Genomic DNA, 16,814 nt, shown 5'->3' with positions numbered 1-16,814 from the left:
CGCTCCTTTCCGGCGACGTTACAGTACGGCCACCGCCCCGTCGTTCCCCCGTCCACGGCGGCGTCCCTTGATCGCCTCCGTGACGCGAATCCCGTGTCCATGGCATATCCCGCGCTTTTGCGGCACTTCATGACATACCCGACATGCCATACTTTCGAGCCATGCGCTTCCCGGGCGTCCGCAGAGTTCGGCGCAGAGCCTGGCGGATCCTCGGGCGCCCCATGGCGCTCGACGGCGTGCTCGCCCTCCTGGTGGGCGCGGTCGAGGTGGCGGCGGCCATGGCGCCGCCCCCCGCGGGCCGGCCGGGCGAGGTCCTCGCCGTCGTGTTCTCCGTCGCCGGCGCCGCCTCGCTGGTCCTGAGGCGGCGCCACCCGGTCGCCGTCGCCCTCGTCACCCTGGCCTTCAACGTACTGGCCGGCCTGCCCGGCCTGGATGCCGCCGCGACCCTGTCCAGCGTGATCGGCCTCTACAGCCTGGGCCGCCACGCGACAGGCAGACCGGTATGGATCATCGCCGGGGCGACCTCGTTCATCTACGCGGTCTCCCCGTTCATCTACGCCGCCGTCCACCGGGTGGAGATCGCGGAGTCGCTGCGCGGCGCCTCCGTCCCGGCCCTGCTCCCCCTGTTGATCACCGGCGTGGGCCAGTTCCTCCGGCTCAGGAGCGAGTTGCAGGGACGCAGGCGGCAGCAGGCGGCCGAGGCCGCCGTCCGCGCCGAGCGCCGCCGCATCGCCCGTGAGCTGCACGACGTCGTGGCCCACCACATCAGTGTGATCAACGTGATGGTCGGCGCCGGCCGTACCACCATGACGACCGACCCCGAACGCGCCCGGGAGGCCCTCGTCACCGCCGAGCGCACGGCCCGCGAGGCGATGGCGGAGATGCGCCAGCTCCTGCACGTGCTCCGCGCGGAGGACCGGGACGAGCCGGAGAACCACGCGGGGGTCGGGGCGGCGGCGCTGCCGGAGCTGGTGGCGCGGGCGGACGGCGCGGGGCCGCCGGTCGGGCTGGAGGTGACGGGGGACGCCCTCCCGCTGCCCGCCGCCGTGGACCACGCCGTCTACCGGATCGTCCAGGAGGCCCTGACCAACACGCGCAAGCACGCGGACGGCGCCCGCGTCGGCGTCCGTCTCGCCTACCTGCCCGGCGCCGTCGAGGTGGAGGTCCTCGACGACGGCCCCCGCCACCGGGGCGGCACGGCGCAGGCCGGGACCGGCTTCGGGCTGGGCGGCATGGCCGAGCGGGTCGCGCTGTGCGGGGGCCGGTTGCAGACGGGCCCGCGGCCGGAGGGAGGATTCCGGGTGCACGCCCGGATCCCCGTCCCGGCGGTCCCGGACGCGGCGCCGCCGAAGGAGGGTCAGTGATCACCGAGGGAGGGCACGTGGCCGCCGGAGAGGCACCTGCGATCAGGATCCTGCTGGTCGACGACCACGCCGTGGTGCGCACCGGATTCCGCATGATCCTCGACGCCCAGCCCGACATGTCCGTCGTCGGCGAGGCCGCGGAGGGGGCGCAGGCCGTACGGCTCAGCCGCGAGCTGCGGCCCGACGTGGTGCTGATGGACGTGCACATGCCCGGCGTGGACGGCGTCGCCGCCGCCCGGGAGATCACGGACGGTCCCGCCGGGGTGCGGGTGCTGGGACTGAGCACGTTCGACCTGGACGAGTACGTGGTGGCGATGCTCCGTGCCGGGGCCTCGGGCTTCCTGCCCAAGGACATCTCGCCCGAGGAACTCGTGGAGGGCGTCAGGATCGTGCACAAGGGCGAGTCAGCCGTGGCGCCCCGGCTGCTGACCCGGCTGATCGGCACGTTCGTGCGCGCCTCCCGGCCCCGCCCGGCGCCCGTGACCGGTGAGCTGTCCTGCCTCACCGGGCGGGAACGCGAGGTGCTGGCGCTCATCGCCCGCGGGCACGCCAACGGCGAGATCGCCGAGCGGCTCGGCGTCTCCCCCTCCACGGTGAAGAACCACGTCACGAGCCTGTTCGCCAAGATCGGCGCCCGCGACCGCGCCCAGGCGGTGATCGTCGCCTACGAGACCGGCCTGGTCCACCCCGGGTCGTGAGGCTTCTCGCCGCGGCCGCCGTGCTGCTCCGGCGCCGGGACGCCTGAGCCCGGGCAAGCGGGGACCGGGTGACCCGGGGACGCCCGTCTCCGGGTCACTCGGCGCGCAGGGCGATGACCGGGTCGAGCCGGCCCGCCCGGCGGGCGGGGGCCACTCCGAAGAACACGCCCACCGCCACCGAGACGCCGAAGGCCAGGGCGACCGACCACCACGTGACGGCGGCCGGGACCGGGGAGAGTCCCGCGATGAGCAGGGCGCCGCCGACGCCGAGCAGGATGCCGATCACTCCGCCGATCGTGGTCAGCAGCACGGCCTCGATCAGGAACTGCGCCAGCACGTCGCGCTGCCGGGCGCCCAGCGCCTTGCGCAGGCCGATCTCCCTGGTCCGCTCGCGGACGCTGACCAGCATGATGTTGGAGACCCCGACCCCGCCGACGAGCAGCGAGATGCCCGCGATGGCGGCGAGCACCCCGGTGAGCATGCCGAGCACGGTGCCGATCGTGCCCAGGAGCTGGGTCTGGGTGACGGCGGAGAAGCGCTCCCCCGGATACCGCTCGACGAGCGCGTCCACCACCCGCCGCTGCAGCGGCTCGATCTCGTCGGGTCCCGACGCGCCGACCGCGATGCCGTTGATCCGCGTGACGCCGAGCAGCCGCTGGGCCGTGGTGACCGGAATGTGGATCTCCTGGTCGCGGTTCACGCCGAAGGTCGCGCCGACCGTCTCGTAGACCCCGACGACGCGGAACCTGACCCCCGAGATCGTGGCCTGCCTGCCGATCGGGTCGACGTCCCCGAACAGCGTGGTGGCCACCTCCGAGCCGAGGACGGCCACCCTGCGGCGGGTGTCCACGTCGGTCTCGCTCAGGTACCGCCCGCGGCGCAGCGGCCGGTCGAAGATGTTCGGCAGGTTCTCGTCGGTGCCGGTGACCGTGACGAACGCCTCGGTCCTGCCGACCCGGACCGTCTCCCCCGAGGGCGCCGAGACGGTGACCTTGGAGGGGTCGCCGACCACCCTGCGCACGTAGGCCACGTCGGCGAGGTCGAGGCGGCTCTGGGTGGGCAGCGCGCCGACCCCGAGGCGGCCGGGGACGACCAGGATGATGTTGCTCCCGAGCCCGGCGATCTCGCTCTCCACGGCGTTCTTGGCGCCGGTCCCGACCGCGACGAGGACGACCACGGCCGACACCCCGATGATCACTCCGAGCATGGTGAGGGTGCTGCGCAGCCGGTTGACCCGCAGGGCCTCCAGCGCGATGCGGAACGCCTCGGCCGCCCTCACTCCGCCTCCGACGGTCCGGTACGGCCGCCGCGCTCCGGGGGGCCGCCCGCCGTACCGGAGTCGTGCTCGATCAGTCCGTCGCGGACGTGGATCTGGCGGTGGGCCCGGGCGGCCACCTCGGACTCGTGGGTGACCAGGACGACCGCGACGCCGCGCTCGGCGTTGAGCCGGTCGAGGATGGCCATCACCTCCGCGCCGTTGCGGGTGTCGAGGTTCCCGGTCGGCTCGTCGGCCAGCACGACCCGGGGATCCCCGACCAGGGCCCGCGCGATGGCCACCCGCTGCTGCTCGCCGCCGGACATCTGCGAGGGACGGTGGTCGAGCCGGTGCCCGAGTCCCACGGACTCCAGCGCCTCACGGGCGCGCTCACGCCGCTCGGCCCGCGGGACCCCCCGGTAGACCAGCGGCAGCGCCACGTTCTCCAGGGCCGGGGTCCTGGCCAGCAGGTGGAAGGACTGGAAGACGAACCCGATGGCCCGGTTGCGCAGCTCGGCCAGGCGGGTGTCGGAGAGCGTGGAGACGTCCACGCCGTTGACCCGCAGGGTCCCCGAGGTCGGCCGGTCCAGGCAGCCGAGCAGGTGCATCAGCGTGGACTTCCCCGACCCCGACGGCCCCACGACCGCCACGAACTCCCCCGGGTCGATCCGCAGGTCCACCCCGCGCAGCGCGTCCACCGACACGCCTTCGAGCTGGTAGGACCGGGTCAGCCCGGCCGCCTCGAACGCCGCGGCCCCGCTCGCCGGACCGTCTGCGGCCCCGGCCCCGGGGGAAGGCGGGAGGTCGGGGGTCATGGGAGGGGCCGGCCCTGGCGGACGGTGTCGGCGCCCCGGACCACGATCCGCTCGCCGAGGGAGAGGCCGGACAGGATCTCGACCATGGACTCGCCCTGGGCGCCGAGTTTGACCACCCGGCGTTCGGCCGCGCCGTCGCGGACCGTCCAGACGACGCTGTCGCGGCCGCTGGTGACGACCGCCGAGGCGGGTACGGCGAGCGCGTCGGGGGACTCCCGGACGATCAGGCGCACGACCGCGCTCATGCCCGGTTTGGGGATGGGCGCCTTGCTTCCGTCGTCGAAGGTCCCGGCCCCGAGGGAGAGCCGGACCGGATAGCTGGTCCCGCCGGTCGTGGTCTCGGTGGGAGTGACCCCGACCCCGGTGACCTCGGCCGCGTACAGGCCCGCGGGCACGGCGTCGAACTCCGCCTCCGCCTCGATCCCCGGTTCGACCAGCAGCACGTCGGTCTCGTCCACGTCGGCGGAGAGGGTCAGCTCCGAGACGTCGGTGACGGTGACGACCGTGTCCCCGGCCGCGACGGGCACGCCGACGGCGACCGGGGTCCCCGATCCGGAGGAGCCGGAGGCGGAGGCGGGCAGCTGCGCGGCGCCGGCCGCCCCCTGAGGGAGCAGGGCGCTCAGGTCGGGTGCGCCGCCGCCGGAGGTCCGGCCGAGGGTGACGATCCCGCCGAACGGGGCCTTGATCGTCAACCCGTCCACGGTCGTCTCGGCGACCGTCACCGCGGCCTTCGCCTGGGACAGGGAGGCCGCCTGCAGCGAGGCCATGGAGGTGCTCAGACCGCCGAGCCCGGCGCTCATCTGGCTGGTGACCTGGCCGAGCGCCGAGCTGAGGGCGCGGTTGAGCGACTCGGTGAGCCCGCGGGCGGCCCTGGCCAGCGCCTCCTGATGGGCGCGGTGCTGGGCCTCGACGGCGTCCAGGGTGGCGAGCAGATGCTTGCGGACCTTGGGATCGTCGACCTCGCGGGCCGCCGCGCGGGCCTTGGCGAAGCCGCGCCGTACCCGCGGATCGGTCCTCACGGTCAGCCCCGAGGCGAGCCGGAAGCCGGGAGTGCCGCCGCCCAGCCGGGGCGGGGACCCGCTCCGTGACGCCGCCCGCTCCGCCGCGCGCGCCTGTTCGAGCTGCTCCTCGGCCTGCGGCGAGCTGATCCTGGCGAGGATCTCACCCTTGTCGACCTTCTGACCGTCCCGGACGTACAGTTTCCCGATCGTGCCCTGGGCCGGCGAGCGGAGGGCGGCCGTCGCGCGGGCGGCGACCGTGGCGGGGGCCTCGACGACCTCGGTGACCGGGGCGCGGCGCACCGTGTCGAGCCGTACCGGGGAGGGTTCCTCCGCCGTACAGGCCACGAGCAGGAGGAGAAGGACCAACGGGGGGATTCCGCGGCGGATGGTCACACGCCTCATCGTAGGAGGACGGTGATTGCCCCGCCGGGAATCGGCCGTTCGCACCCCCCCCTGCGACGGCCGGGCCGTACGGCGGGCAGGCCGGACACCGCGGGAGAGAGCCGGGAAGGTCCTCAGCCGGCGGCCAGCTCGCGGCCCCGGTTGCGGGCGGCCTCGATCGCGGCCAGGAAGGCGGCCCGCACGCTGTGGCGCTCCAGTTCGGCGATCGCGGAGATGGTGGTGCCGCCGGGCGAGGTGACGGCCTCGCGGAGGATGACCGGGTGCTCGCCGGAGTCGCGCAGCATGATGGCCGCCCCGACGATCGACTGGGTGACCATGTCGAGGGCGGCGGCCCGGGGCATGCCGAGCAGGATGCCCGCGTCCACCATGGCCTCGACGAGATAGAAGAAGTAGGCGGGGCCGCTGCCGGACAGGGCGGTGGCCGCGTCCTGCTGGGACTCGGGGATGCGCAGCACCTTGCCCACCGGGCGCAGCAGGTCCTCGGTGCGCTTCAGGTGCTCCTCGGAGGCGTGGGAGCCCGCCGAGATCACGCTCATCGCCTCGTCCACCAGGACCGGCGTGTTGGACATCACCCGGACCACCGCGGTTTCACCGGACAGGTGGGACTCCACGAACGCGGTCGTGATGCCCGCCGCCGCCGAGATCACCAGGCGGTCCTGCGGGACGTGGGGGGCGATCTCGGCCAGCAGCGAGGCCATGTCCTGCGGCTTGACCGCGAGGATGATCGTCTCGGCGCTCTTGGCGGCCTCGGGGTTGGACAGCACGCGCACGCCGTACCGCTCCCGCAGCGCCTCTGCCCGCTCCGCGCGCCGGGCTGTCGCGATCACGTCTCCCGGCTTGAAGCCCGCCCGGAGCAGTCCGGACAGCAGGGCCTCTCCCATCTTGCCGGTCCCGAGAATCGCGATCATGTCGACACACCTTGCCTAGGGGATGCAGGACGCGACCAGCCTAAGGGGTCCGCCTGCGCAGGGTCGCGGCGCCGAGCACCAGGGCCAGCACGGCCGAGCCCGCCACCACGGCCACGTCCCGCCAGAAGTCGCCCTCCGCCCCGGCCGCCGCCGCCAGCTTCATCGCCTCGATCGCGTAGGACATCGGGAGCACGTTCGAGATCCACTCCAGCACCGGGGCCATCTGGTCGCGCGGCACCAGGATGCCGCCGAGCAGCAACTGCGGGATCATCACGACCGGCATGAACTGCACCGCCTGGAACTCGGTCCTGGCGAAGGCGCTGCACAGCAGGCCGAGAGCGGTGCCCAGCAGCGCGTTGCAGAGCGCCACCACGACCAGGGGCCACAGCGGCGCGCCGAGGCCGAAGCCCAGCCAGGTCAGGGAGACCGACAGCACCAGCGCGACCTGGACCACCGCCATCAGGCCGAACGCCAGGCCGTACCCCAGCAGCAGGTCCAGCTTGCCCAGCGGCGAGGCCATGAGCCGTTCCAGGGTCCCGGTCGTCCGCTCGCGCAACGTGGCGATCGAGGTGACCAGGAACATGACCAGGAAGGGGAAGACGCACAGCAGGACCGGAGTCCAGGCGTCGAACGACCCCTGATCGCCGATCACGTAGTACAGCAGGATCATCACCAGCGTCGGCACCAGGACCATCAGCGCGACCGTGCGGTGGTCGTGCCTGAGCTGGGTCAGGATGCGCTTCGCCGTGGCGAGGGTGATCTGGGCGCTGCTCATCGGTCGCTCACCGCCTCCCGGTCGGCGATGAGACGCAGGAAGGCCGCCTCCAGGTCCGCCGCGCCGGTGCGGTCGCGCAGGGTGCCGGGCGAGTCGTCGGCGAGGATCTCGCCCTCGCGCATCAGCAGGAGGCGGTCGCACCGCGAGGCCTCGTCCATGACGTGACTGGAGACCATGAGCGTCACGCCCCGGCCGGCGGCCAGGCGGTGGAACAGCCCCCACAGCTCGTTGCGGAGCACCGGGTCGAGCCCGACGGTGGGCTCGTCGAGCACGAGCAGTTCGGGGGCGCCGAGCAGGGCCACCGCGAGGCTGGCCCGGCTCTTCTGGCCGCCGGAGAGCGTCCTGGCCGTCTGCCCGGCGGCGTCTTCCAGCCCCACCTCGGCGACGACCCTGGCGACGTCGGTCTTCGGCGCGCCGAGGACGGCGGCGAAGTAGGCCAGGTTCTCCGTCACGGTCAGGTCGTCGTAGACGGCGGGGCTCTGGGTGGAGTAGCCGACCTTGGTCCGCAGCCCGGGACCGCCCGCCGGCTCGCCGAGGACCGTGACCGTCCCGCCCGCGACCGTCTGCACCCCGACGACCGCGCGCATCAGCGTCGTCTTCCCGCAGCCGCTGGGACCGATCAGTCCCAGGACCGACCCGCGCGGGACCTCGAACGAGACACCGTGCAGCACCTGTCTGCGACCGCGCTCCACCCGGAGGTCCCGTACGGCCACCGCACAACTCATCATATGTTGAATTTAGCTCTCCGCCAGATCGCCGTCAACGACCCTTTGAACCGCCCGGGGGGAGGATCCGTCTTAGGGGTATGCGTAGGATCACGACCCCGCTCCTGGCGGGAACCCTGCTCCTGGCCATGGGATGCGGCACCGGGCCCACCACCGGCTCCGCCGGCGGCCCGAGCGGCGGCTCCGGCTCCGTCGCGACGGACACCGGCCCGTCGCAGGCGGTGAGCCACACCGTGCCCCCCCGGGACGAGCCGACTCAGGACCCGAAGCCGACCAAGCCCACCGGCGACGCCGACAACCCCCACAAGGTCCGCTGGCTGAAGGCCAAGCCGTCCAAGGACCGCCGGAGTCTGCGGATCACCTGGTGGTCCGGGGTCGAGCCGTGCCACGTGCTCGACCGCGTGAGCGTGAAGGAGACGAGCAAGCGGGTGACCGTCACCCTCTGGGAGGGCGAGAGCAGCAAGGTCCAGAACGTGGCCTGCATCGAGATCGCCATCCAGAAGGTGACGACCGTCAAACTGAAGAAGCCCCTCGGCAAGCGCAAGGTCGTCGACGGCGCCAGGCGCTGACCCGCCGGGGCGGCCGCCAGGCGCCCCGGACACGGCCGTCCCGCACGCCGGACGCCCCTGAGCACCGGACGCCGCCGGACGTACGGCGACGCCACCGGGCCGCTCCGGACGTCCGGCGACGCCTCACGGCCCGATCCGGCCCCGACCGGCGGGCCGTATCGGCGTGTCCGGACACGACCCCGGCGATCCGGTACGGCCCCGCGATCCGGCGGAGCCGTACCGGTCAGCGGCAGGTGGCGCCCGTCTTCTGGCGGCATCCGGCCGGCAGCCGCGGTTCCTCGTCCGTCCAGCCCGTGTCCTCGGCGATGTGGATGAGCACGGTGCCCGCCCGGACCCCGTCGTCGTCCTTGACGGCGACGGTCACGCCTCCCCGGCCGAGGCCGGTCGCGGGGTCGAGGAACACGCTCGTCCTGACCGGCGTTTCATGGTCGCCGAGCATGAGATCGGCCTCGTCGCCGGGGGTCACGGCCACGACCCGGCGCCCCAGCGGGTCGGTGACCTCCCGGGCGGAGGCGGCCTGCGGCAGCTCGGCGTACAGGCGCAGCAGCGCCGCGCGGGTGCCGGGCCGTACCGGCATGGAGAACATGTTGAGGATGGCCCGGCGCTGGAACTCCTCGAAGGTCTGCACGAAACCGCGCTTGACCCACACCTCCCAGTAGCCCCGCATCGCCTCCCGCAACCGCTCCGGATCGGCCGGCAGGGCCTCCAGCTCGGCGAGGGTGAAGTGCGACACGGTACGGTCGCCGAACCCGTTCTGCGATTCCAGCGTCGAGGTCCGGTACTCGCGCGGCTCCGCCTTCCACGTGAGGGTGACGGCGTCGCAGCCCCCGCAGTAATCCTTCGGGCTCCACCGTCGCGGCGCCCCCTGCCCGCGCCAGATCTCCTCGTCCCGCGGGGTTTGCGGCCGGGTCCCCAGCTTCTCGGTCTCATGGACCACCAAGGCCGCCGGGTCCCGCGGCGTCCAGGTCACGTCCTTGTCGGTGGAGGCGATCCAGTAGCGGGAAGGGAGTGCGCCGACGAAGTTCCGGTTGACGGTGGTGCGCTCCCGCCTCCAGGCGCCCAGGCGTCCAGGCGCCGGGCGACGTACCGGTGGATCTCGGTGAAGTGCGCGTCGAAGACCCGGTCGGAGCTCTCGCGCGGCGACCATCCGCCGATCCCGGGCGGCGGCCCGGGATCAGTGGGAGCGATCATGCGTGTTCCTTCGTTGGAGGGAGGGGAGACGGTGGTGGAAGGGAGACATCGCCACTTGTTTCCCGGACGCCGGGAATGCTTTCACGCGTCCGAAAGGTTGAGTCCAATAGACTCAAGTCGTTTGACAAACGATCCACCTTGTCCGACTATGAGTCAGACCGACTCAACTTTGACCACAAGGACGTACTCATGGCACGTGCGGTAGGTATCGACCTGGGGACGACCAACTCCGTCGTCTCGATCCTCGAGGGCGGCGAGCCGACCGTCATCGCCAACGCGCAGGGGTCTCGGACCACGCCGTCCGTGGTCGCCTTCGCGAAGAACGGCGAGGTCCTCGTCGGTGAGGTCGCCAAGCGGCAGGCCGTCACCAACGTCGACCGGACGATTCGCTCGGTCAAGCGCGAGATGGGCACCAACTGGTCCACCGAGATCGACGGCAAGAAGTTCTCGCCGCAGCAGATCAGCGCCTTCGTCCTGCAGAAGCTCAAGCAGGACGCGGAGGCCTACCTCGGCGAGAAGATCACCGACGCGGTGATCACCGTCCCGGCTTACTTCAACGACGCCCAGCGCCAGGCCACCAAGGAGGCCGGCACGATCGCGGGCCTCAACGTCCTGCGCATCATCAACGAGCCGACGGCGGCCGCGCTCGCCTACGGTCTCGACAAGGACCAGGACCAGACCATCCTGGTCTTCGACCTCGGCGGCGGCACCTTCGACGTGTCCCTGCTCGACGTCGGCCAGGAGGACGGCCACGGCTTCGTCGAGGTCAAGGCCACCAGCGGCGACAACCACCTCGGTGGCGACGACTGGGACCAGCGCGTCGTCGACGAGCTCGCCACCCGGTTCAAGAACGCCCACGGTGTCGACCTGACCAAGGACAAGATGGCCCTGCAGCGCCTGCGCGAGGCGGCGGAGAAGGCCAAGATCGAGCTGTCCAGCCAGTCCGAGACCACCATCAACCTGCCCTACATCACGGCCTCCGCCGAGGGCCCGCTGCACCTGGACGAGAAGCTCACCCGCGCCGAGTTCCAGCGGCTCACCGCCGACCTGCTCGAGCGCTGCAAGGGCCCGTTCAACCAGGTCATCAAGGACGCCGGCATCAAGGTCGCCGACATCGCGCACGTGGTGCTCGTCGGCGGCTCGACCCGCATGCCCGCCGTCACCGAGCTCGTCAAGGAGCTGACCGGCGGCAAGGAGCCCAACAAGGGCGTGAACCCGGACGAGGTCGTCGCCATCGGCGCCGCCCTGCAGGCCGGCGTGCTCAAGGGCGAGGTCAAGGACGTCCTGCTGCTCGACGTGACCCCGCTGTCGCTGGGCATCGAGACCAAGGGCGGCATCTTCACCAAGATCATCGAGCGCAACACCACGATCCCGACCAAGCGGTCGGAGGTCTTCACCACGGCCGAGGACAACCAGCCGTCGGTGCAGATCCAGGTCTACCAGGGCGAGCGCGAGATCGCGGCCTACAACAAGAAGCTGGCCACCTTCGAGCTGACCGGCATCGCCCCGGCTCCGCGCGGCATCCCGCAGATCGAGGTCACCTTCGACATCGACGCCAACGGCATCGTCAACGTCTCCGCCAAGGACCTCGGCACCGGCAAGGAGCAGACGATGACGATCACCGGCGGCTCGGCGCTGCCGAAGGACGACATCGAGCGCATGATGCGCGAGGCCGAGTCCTACGCCGAAGAGGACAAGCAGCGCCGCGAGGACGCCGAGACGCGCAACAACGCCGACTCGCTCGTCTACCAGACCGAGAAGTTCGTGGCCGACAACGCCGACAAGATCCCGGACGACATCAAGACCGAGGTCAACGACGCCGTCGCGGACCTGAAGAAGACCCTGGAGGGCACCGACACGGCGGCGATCCGCACCGCCGCGGAGAAGCTCGCCACGGTCAGCCAGAAGATGGGCTCGGCGATCTACGCCCAGGCCCAGGGGTCCGAGGCTCCGACCGGCGCTCCCGGCGCCGAGACCGCCGGCGAGGGCCAGAAGGCCGACGAGGATGTGGTCGAGGCTGAGATCGTGGACGACGAGCCGAAGCGCGAAGAGGGCAAGTGACGGCCGGAGAGTCGAGGGGGACACGAGCGTGAGCACGCGCGAGAACGGCTCCGGGGAGGAGCCGGTGATCCGCGACAACCGCAAGATCGACCCGGAGACCGGCGAGGTGCGCGGGGCGGACGGTGGCACGGACCAGGCCGAATCGGCCCCCGCCGGCCCGTCCGCCGCCGGGTCCGACCTCGCCTCGGTCGAGCTGGCCACCCAGCTCGCCGAGCGCACGGCGGACCTGCAGCGCCTGCAGGCGGAGTACTCCAACTACCGCAAGCGGGTCGATCGCGACCGGGCCGCGGTCAAGGAGCAGGCGGTGGCCGGCGTTCTGGCCGAGCTGCTGCCGGTCCTCGACGACATCGGCCGGGCCCGCGACCACGGAGAGCTCACCGGCGGCTTCGCCAAGGTGGGCGAGTCGCTGGAGGCCGCCACCGGCAAGCTGGGCCTGAGCTCGTTCGGCACCAAGGGCGAGCCGTTCGACCCGATGGTCCACGAGGCGCTGATGCACAGCTACTCGTCCGACGTCACCGAGCCGACCTGCGTGGAGATCCTGCAGCCCGGTTACCGGATCGGCGAGCGGGTGCTGCGCCCCGCGCGGGTCGCGGTCGCCGAGCCCGAAGACCCCGCCCCGGCCGACAACTGATCCGCTTCTACCTGGAGAAGGAAGACAGATGAGCACCAAGGACTACCTGGAGAAGGACTACTACGCCGTCCTTGGTGTGCCCAAGTCCGCCACCGCCGACGAGATCAAAAAGGCGTACCGGAAGCTGGCCAGGCAGTACCACCCGGACGCCAACCAGGGCAACACGGAGACCGAGGCCAAGTTCAAAGAGGTCACCGAGGCCTACGACGTCCTGTCCGACGCCAAGCGCCGCAAGGAGTACGACGAGGCGCGCACGCTGTTCGGATCCGGACTCGGCGGCTACCCGGGCGCGGGGGGCGCCACCCGTCCGGGTGGCTTCCCCTTCGACCTGGGCGACCTGTTCGGCGGTACCGGCGGCCCGGGCGGCGCCGGCGGTCAGCAGAGCGCCGGAGACCGCTTCGGCGACATCTTCGGCGGTCTGTTCAACCGCGGCGGGGGCGCTGCGGGCCGCGCCGGCGGGACCACCAGGGCACGGCGCGGCCAGGACATCGAGTCCGAGGTCACGCTCTCCTTCACCGAGGCGGTGGAGGGGGCCACGGTCTCGCTCCGGCTCACCAGTTCCTCGGCCTGTACGGGGTGCGCCGGGACCGGGGCCAAGGCCGGCACCACCCCGCGGGTCTGCCCGACCTGCGAGGGCACCGGCGCGGCCAGCCGGAACCTGGGCAACTTCGCCTTCTCCGAGCCCTGCCGCGACTGCAAGGGCCGCGGTCTGCTGGTGGACGACCCCTGCCCGGTGTGCGAGGGCAGCGGCCGCGGCAAGAGCACCCGCACCATCCAGGCGCGCATCCCGGCCGGGGTCGGCGACGGCCAGCGCATCCGGCTCAAGGGCAAGGGCGCCCCGGGCGAGAACGGCGGCCCCGCGGGCGACCTGTACGTGCAGATCCACGTCAAGCCGCACGCGGTCTTCGGCCGCTCCGGCGAGAACCTGACGATCACCGTTCCCGTCACCTTCACCGAGGCCGCGCTCGGCGCCGAGATCAAGGTGCCGATCCTCAAGGGCATGCCGGTCACGCTGCGCATCCCCGAGGGCACCCCCAACGGGCGCACCTTCCGGGTGCGGGGCCGCGGCGTGCCGCGCAAGGACGGCACCAAGGGCGACCTGCTCGCCACGGTCGAGGTCCTGGTGCCCCAGCGGCTCGACGACAAGGCACGCGGCGCCCTGGAGGACTTCCGCGACGCCACCGCGGGTGGTGACCCGCGGGCCGAGCTGATCCAACAGGCCAGAAGCGAGTAGCCATGGACGCCAACTACTTCGATCTGTCGGACGACACTCCCGTCTATGTGATCTCCGTCGCCGCCCAGCTGTCGGGCCTGCACCCGCAGACCCTGCGGCAGTACGACCGTCTCGGCCTGGTCAGCCCGGGCCGTACGGCCGGCCGCGGGCGGCTCTACTCCACACGCGACATCGTGATGCTCCGCGAGGTCCAGCGGCTCTCCCAGGAGGAGGGCATCAACCTCGCCGGCATCAAGCGCATCCTCGCGCTGGAGACCGAGGCCCTGCGCCTGCGCGATGAGAACCACCGGCTGCGCGCCGAGATGGCCACGATCCGCGCTCTGATCCAGTACCAGCTGCCACCCGCCTGACTCCCGCCACGAATCCGGGGGTCACGCGTTCTGCGAGGGGGCGGGGCCGAGCCGCCCCGAGCCGCCGAACGAAGTGAGGCAATATAAATGGATTACAAACTTACTCAGAAGAGCCAGGAAGCGGTCTCCTCCGCCATCCGGCGGGCCGCCGCCGAGGGCAACCCCGAGGTGGCCCCGGTTCACCTGTTCACCTCACTGCTCGGCCAGACCGGCGGCACCACGGTGCCCCTGCTGGAGGCCGTCGGCGCCGACTGGAAGAAGGTGCGCGCCGAGGCGGAGACGCAGCTCGCGGCCCTGCCGAAGGCGCAGGGCGCCACAGTCGGCGCCCCGTCGAGTTCCCGCCAGCTGCTCACCGTGCTGAACACCGCCGCCCAGCGCGCCCGCCAGCTCGAGGACGAGTACGTCTCGACCGAGCACCTGCTGGTCGGCCTGGCGGCCGCCGGCGGTCCGGTGGCCGAGCTGCTGAAGTCGCGGGGCGCCACCCCGGAGGCGCTGCTCGACGCCTTCGAGAAGGTGCGCGGGCACGCCCGGGTCACCAGTGAGACCCCCGAGGACACCTACAAGGCGCTGGAGAAGTACGGCGTCGACCTGACCGAGCGGGCGCGGGCCGGCAAGCTCGACCCGGTGATCGGCCGCGACTCGGAGATCCGCCGGGTCATCCAGGTGCTCAGCCGCCGCACGAAGAACAACCCGGTGCTCATCGGCGAGCCCGGCGTGGGCAAGACCGCCGTCGTGGAGGGCCTGGCCCAGCGCATCGTGGCCGGTGACGTGCCCTCCAGCCTGAGGGACAAGCGCCTGGTCGCCCTCGACCTGAGCGCGATGGTCGCGGGCGCGAAGTTCCGCGGCGAGTTCGAGGAGCGGCTCAAGGCCGTGCTCAACGAGATCAAGGAGAGCAACGGCCGCGTCGTCACCTTCATCGACGAGCTGCACACCATGGTCGGCGCGGGCGCGGCCGAGGGCGCGATGGACGCCGGCAACATGCTCAAGCCCATGCTGGCCAGGGGCGAGCTGCGGATGATCGGCGCCACCACCCTCGACGAGTACCGCGAGCGCATCGAGAAGGACCCCGCGCTGGAGCGCCGTTTCCAGCAGGTCTACGTGGGCGAGCCCAGCGTCGAGGACACCATCGCGATCCTGCGCGGACTCAAGGGCCGCTACGAGGCGCACCACCAGGTCCAGATCGCCGACAGCGCGCTGGTCGCCGCCGCGGCGCTGTCCGACCGCTACATCACCTCCCGGTTCCTGCCGGACAAGGCCATCGACCTGATCGACGAGGCCGCCTCCCGGCTCCGCATGGAGATCGACTCCCGTCCCGTGGAGATCGACCAGCTCCAGCGCAACGTGGACCGGATGAAGATGGAGGAGCTCGCGCTCGCCAAGGAGACCGACGAGAGCAGCCTGCAGCGGCTGGAGCGGCTCCGCAAGGAGCTCGCCGACCGGCAGGAGGACCTCAACGCCCTGGTGGCCCGCTGGGAGCGGGAGAAGGCCGGGCTCAACCGGGTCGGTGACCTGAAGAAGCAGCTCGACGAGGCGCGGATCGCCGCCGAGCGCGCCCAGCGCGACGGCGACTTCGAGGCCGCCTCCCGGCTGATGTACGCCGAGGTGCCCAGGCTGGAGGCCGAGCTGGCCGAGGCCAGCGCCGCCGCCCAGCCCGAGGACGCCATGGTCAAGGAGGAGGTCGGCTCCGACGACATCGCCCAGGTGATCTCGTCCTGGACCGGCATCCCCGCGGGCCGCCTGCTGGAGGGCGAGACCGCCAAGCTGCTGCGCATGGAGGAGGAGCTGGGCCGGCGCCTGATCGGCCAGCGCGAGGCCGTCCAGGCCGTCTCCGACGCGGTACGGCGCGCCCGCGCGGGCATCGCCGACCCCGACCGGCCGACCGGCAGCTTCCTGTTCCTCGGCCCCACCGGCGTCGGCAAGACCGAACTGGCCAAGGCGCTGGCGGACTTCCTGTTCGACGACGAGCGGGCCATGGTCCGCATCGACATGAGCGAGTACTCCGAGAAGCACAGCGTCGCCCGCCTGGTCGGCGCCCCTCCCGGATACATCGGCTACGAGGAGGGCGGCCAGCTCACCGAGGCCGTGCGGCGCAGGCCGTACACCGTGGTGCTGCTGGACGAGGTCGAGAAGGCCCACCCCGAGGTCTTCGACATCCTCCTGCAGGTCCTGGACGACGGGCGGCTCACCGACGGCCAGGGCCGTACGGTCGACTTCCGCAACACGATCCTGATCCTCACCTCCAACCTCGGATCGCAGTTCCTGGTGGACCCGAAGCTGGACAAGGAGACCCAGCGCGAGTCCGTGATGGAGGCGGTGCGCGGCCGTTTCAAGCCGGAGTTCCTGAACCGGCTCGACGACGTGATCCTGTTCGAGGCGCTCGGCACCGAGGAACTGTCCAAGATCGTGGATCTGCAGGTCGCGCACCTGGCCAGGCGGCTGGCCGACCGGCGGCTCACGCTCACCGTGACCCCGGCGGCGCGCGAGTGGCTGGCGCTGACCGGCTACGACGCCCTGTACGGCGCGCGGCCCCTGCGCCGGCTGGTCCAGTCGGCCATCGGCGACTCGCTGGCCAGGAAGGTGCTCTCCGGAGAGATCAAGGACGGCGACGAGGTCCTGGTGGACCTCGACGACGCGCGGGACTCGCTGACCATCGCTCCGGCACGGGGCTGAGCCCTTCGCCCCCGGGTGCTCCCGGGGGCGATTCCATCGTCCCGGTAAGGGCTCGGCCAGGATCGGGTCAAGCGCCCTCCCGGCTCGGCTCCCGCTGTTACCTTCGGCAGTCGTCAGGCCGCCGAAGGTAACAGGGGGTGCGCATGTCGAACGTGCCGCGGAACA

The 16,814-nt window shown here is 72.0% G+C and carries 14 protein-coding genes and 1 pseudogene; 8 read left to right on the top strand and 7 right to left on the bottom strand.

What is annotated here, in order from left to right:
• The first annotated feature begins 143 nt into the window (after positions 1-143).
• Together Pta02_RS20960 and Pta02_RS20955 are read left to right on the top strand one after the other, a co-directional pair.
• Positions 144-1,364, top strand: a complete 1,221-nt coding sequence (locus Pta02_RS20960; protein ID WP_203876587.1) for a sensor histidine kinase — start codon at positions 144-146, stop codon at positions 1,362-1,364.
• Positions 1,361-2,062 (top strand): response regulator, encoded by a 702-nt coding sequence (locus tag Pta02_RS20955; RefSeq protein ID WP_275423597.1) that lies wholly within the window; start codon positions 1,361-1,363, stop codon positions 2,060-2,062. The genes Pta02_RS20960 and Pta02_RS20955 overlap by 4 nt, the downstream gene beginning before the upstream one ends.
• Positions 2,063-2,156: 94 nt before the next feature.
• Here Pta02_RS20955 and Pta02_RS20950 read toward each other — a convergent pair whose 3' ends face one another.
• From Pta02_RS20950 to Pta02_RS20925, 6 genes are all read right to left on the bottom strand, one after another.
• Positions 2,157-3,341, bottom strand: coding sequence for an ABC transporter permease (locus Pta02_RS20950; protein WP_203876586.1), 1,185 nt, complete (start codon positions 3,339-3,341; stop codon positions 2,157-2,159).
• Complete coding sequence (locus tag Pta02_RS20945) at positions 3,338-4,132, bottom strand: ABC transporter ATP-binding protein (RefSeq protein ID WP_203876585.1); 795 nt, start codon at positions 4,130-4,132, stop codon at positions 3,338-3,340. Before Pta02_RS20945 ends, Pta02_RS20950 begins: the two co-directional genes overlap by 4 nt.
• Positions 4,129-5,499 (bottom strand): efflux RND transporter periplasmic adaptor subunit, encoded by a 1,371-nt coding sequence (locus tag Pta02_RS20940; RefSeq protein WP_203876584.1) that lies wholly within the window; start codon positions 5,497-5,499, stop codon positions 4,129-4,131. The genes Pta02_RS20945 and Pta02_RS20940 overlap by 4 nt, the downstream gene beginning before the upstream one ends.
• Before the next feature lie 149 nt (positions 5,500-5,648).
• Complete coding sequence (gene proC / locus Pta02_RS20935; protein ID WP_203876583.1) at positions 5,649-6,443, bottom strand: pyrroline-5-carboxylate reductase; 795 nt, start codon at positions 6,441-6,443, stop codon at positions 5,649-5,651.
• Between the two features lie 40 nt (positions 6,444-6,483).
• A complete protein-coding gene (locus Pta02_RS20930; protein WP_203876582.1) occupies positions 6,484-7,218 on the bottom strand; it encodes an ABC transporter permease in 735 nt (244 codons plus the stop codon).
• Positions 7,215-7,946: an ABC transporter ATP-binding protein gene (locus tag Pta02_RS20925; RefSeq protein ID WP_203876581.1), complete on the bottom strand. Its 732-nt coding sequence runs from the start codon at positions 7,944-7,946 to the stop codon at positions 7,215-7,217. Before Pta02_RS20925 ends, Pta02_RS20930 begins: the two co-directional genes overlap by 4 nt.
• Before the next feature lie 77 nt (positions 7,947-8,023).
• Here Pta02_RS20925 and Pta02_RS20920 point away from each other — a divergent pair, with 77 nt between their 5' ends.
• Positions 8,024-8,512, top strand: a complete 489-nt coding sequence (locus Pta02_RS20920) for a hypothetical protein (protein ID WP_203876580.1) — start codon at positions 8,024-8,026, stop codon at positions 8,510-8,512.
• A 223-nt stretch (positions 8,513-8,735) separates the two neighbouring features.
• Here Pta02_RS20920 and Pta02_RS20915 read toward each other — a convergent pair whose 3' ends face one another.
• Positions 8,736-9,482 (bottom strand): hypothetical protein, encoded by a 747-nt coding sequence (locus tag Pta02_RS20915; protein ID WP_203876579.1) that lies wholly within the window; start codon positions 9,480-9,482, stop codon positions 8,736-8,738.
• A 410-nt stretch (positions 9,483-9,892) separates the two neighbouring features.
• Here Pta02_RS20915 and dnaK point away from each other — a divergent pair, with 410 nt between their 5' ends.
• The 5 genes and pseudogenes from dnaK to clpB all read left to right on the top strand — a co-directional run bounded on the left by dnaK (position 9,893) and on the right by clpB (position 16,649).
• Positions 9,893-11,764 (top strand): molecular chaperone DnaK, encoded by a 1,872-nt coding sequence (gene dnaK / locus Pta02_RS20910; protein ID WP_203876578.1) that lies wholly within the window; start codon positions 9,893-9,895, stop codon positions 11,762-11,764.
• Between the two features lie 28 nt (positions 11,765-11,792).
• Complete coding sequence (grpE, locus tag Pta02_RS20905; protein ID WP_203876577.1) at positions 11,793-12,395, top strand: nucleotide exchange factor GrpE; 603 nt, start codon at positions 11,793-11,795, stop codon at positions 12,393-12,395.
• 28 nt (positions 12,396-12,423) lie between these two features.
• Positions 12,424-13,629: a molecular chaperone DnaJ gene (gene dnaJ / locus Pta02_RS20900; RefSeq protein ID WP_203876576.1), complete on the top strand. Its 1,206-nt coding sequence runs from the start codon at positions 12,424-12,426 to the stop codon at positions 13,627-13,629.
• A 2-nt stretch (positions 13,630-13,631) separates the two neighbouring features.
• Positions 13,632-13,884: pseudogene (locus tag Pta02_RS20895) on the top strand (heat shock protein transcriptional repressor HspR); the annotation flags it as partial.
• A 182-nt stretch (positions 13,885-14,066) separates the two neighbouring features.
• Entirely contained in the window at positions 14,067-16,649 is a 2,583-nt protein-coding gene (clpB, locus tag Pta02_RS20890) for an ATP-dependent chaperone ClpB (RefSeq protein ID WP_203876574.1), read from the top strand.
• Positions 16,650-16,814 lie beyond the last annotated feature (165 nt).

It is taken from the genome of Paraplanobispora takensis (assembly GCF_016863195.1).
Taxonomy (GTDB): Bacteria; Actinomycetota; Actinomycetes; order Streptosporangiales; family Streptosporangiaceae; genus Planobispora; species Planobispora takensis.
This window is presented reverse-complemented; position numbering and strand designations above follow the sequence as displayed.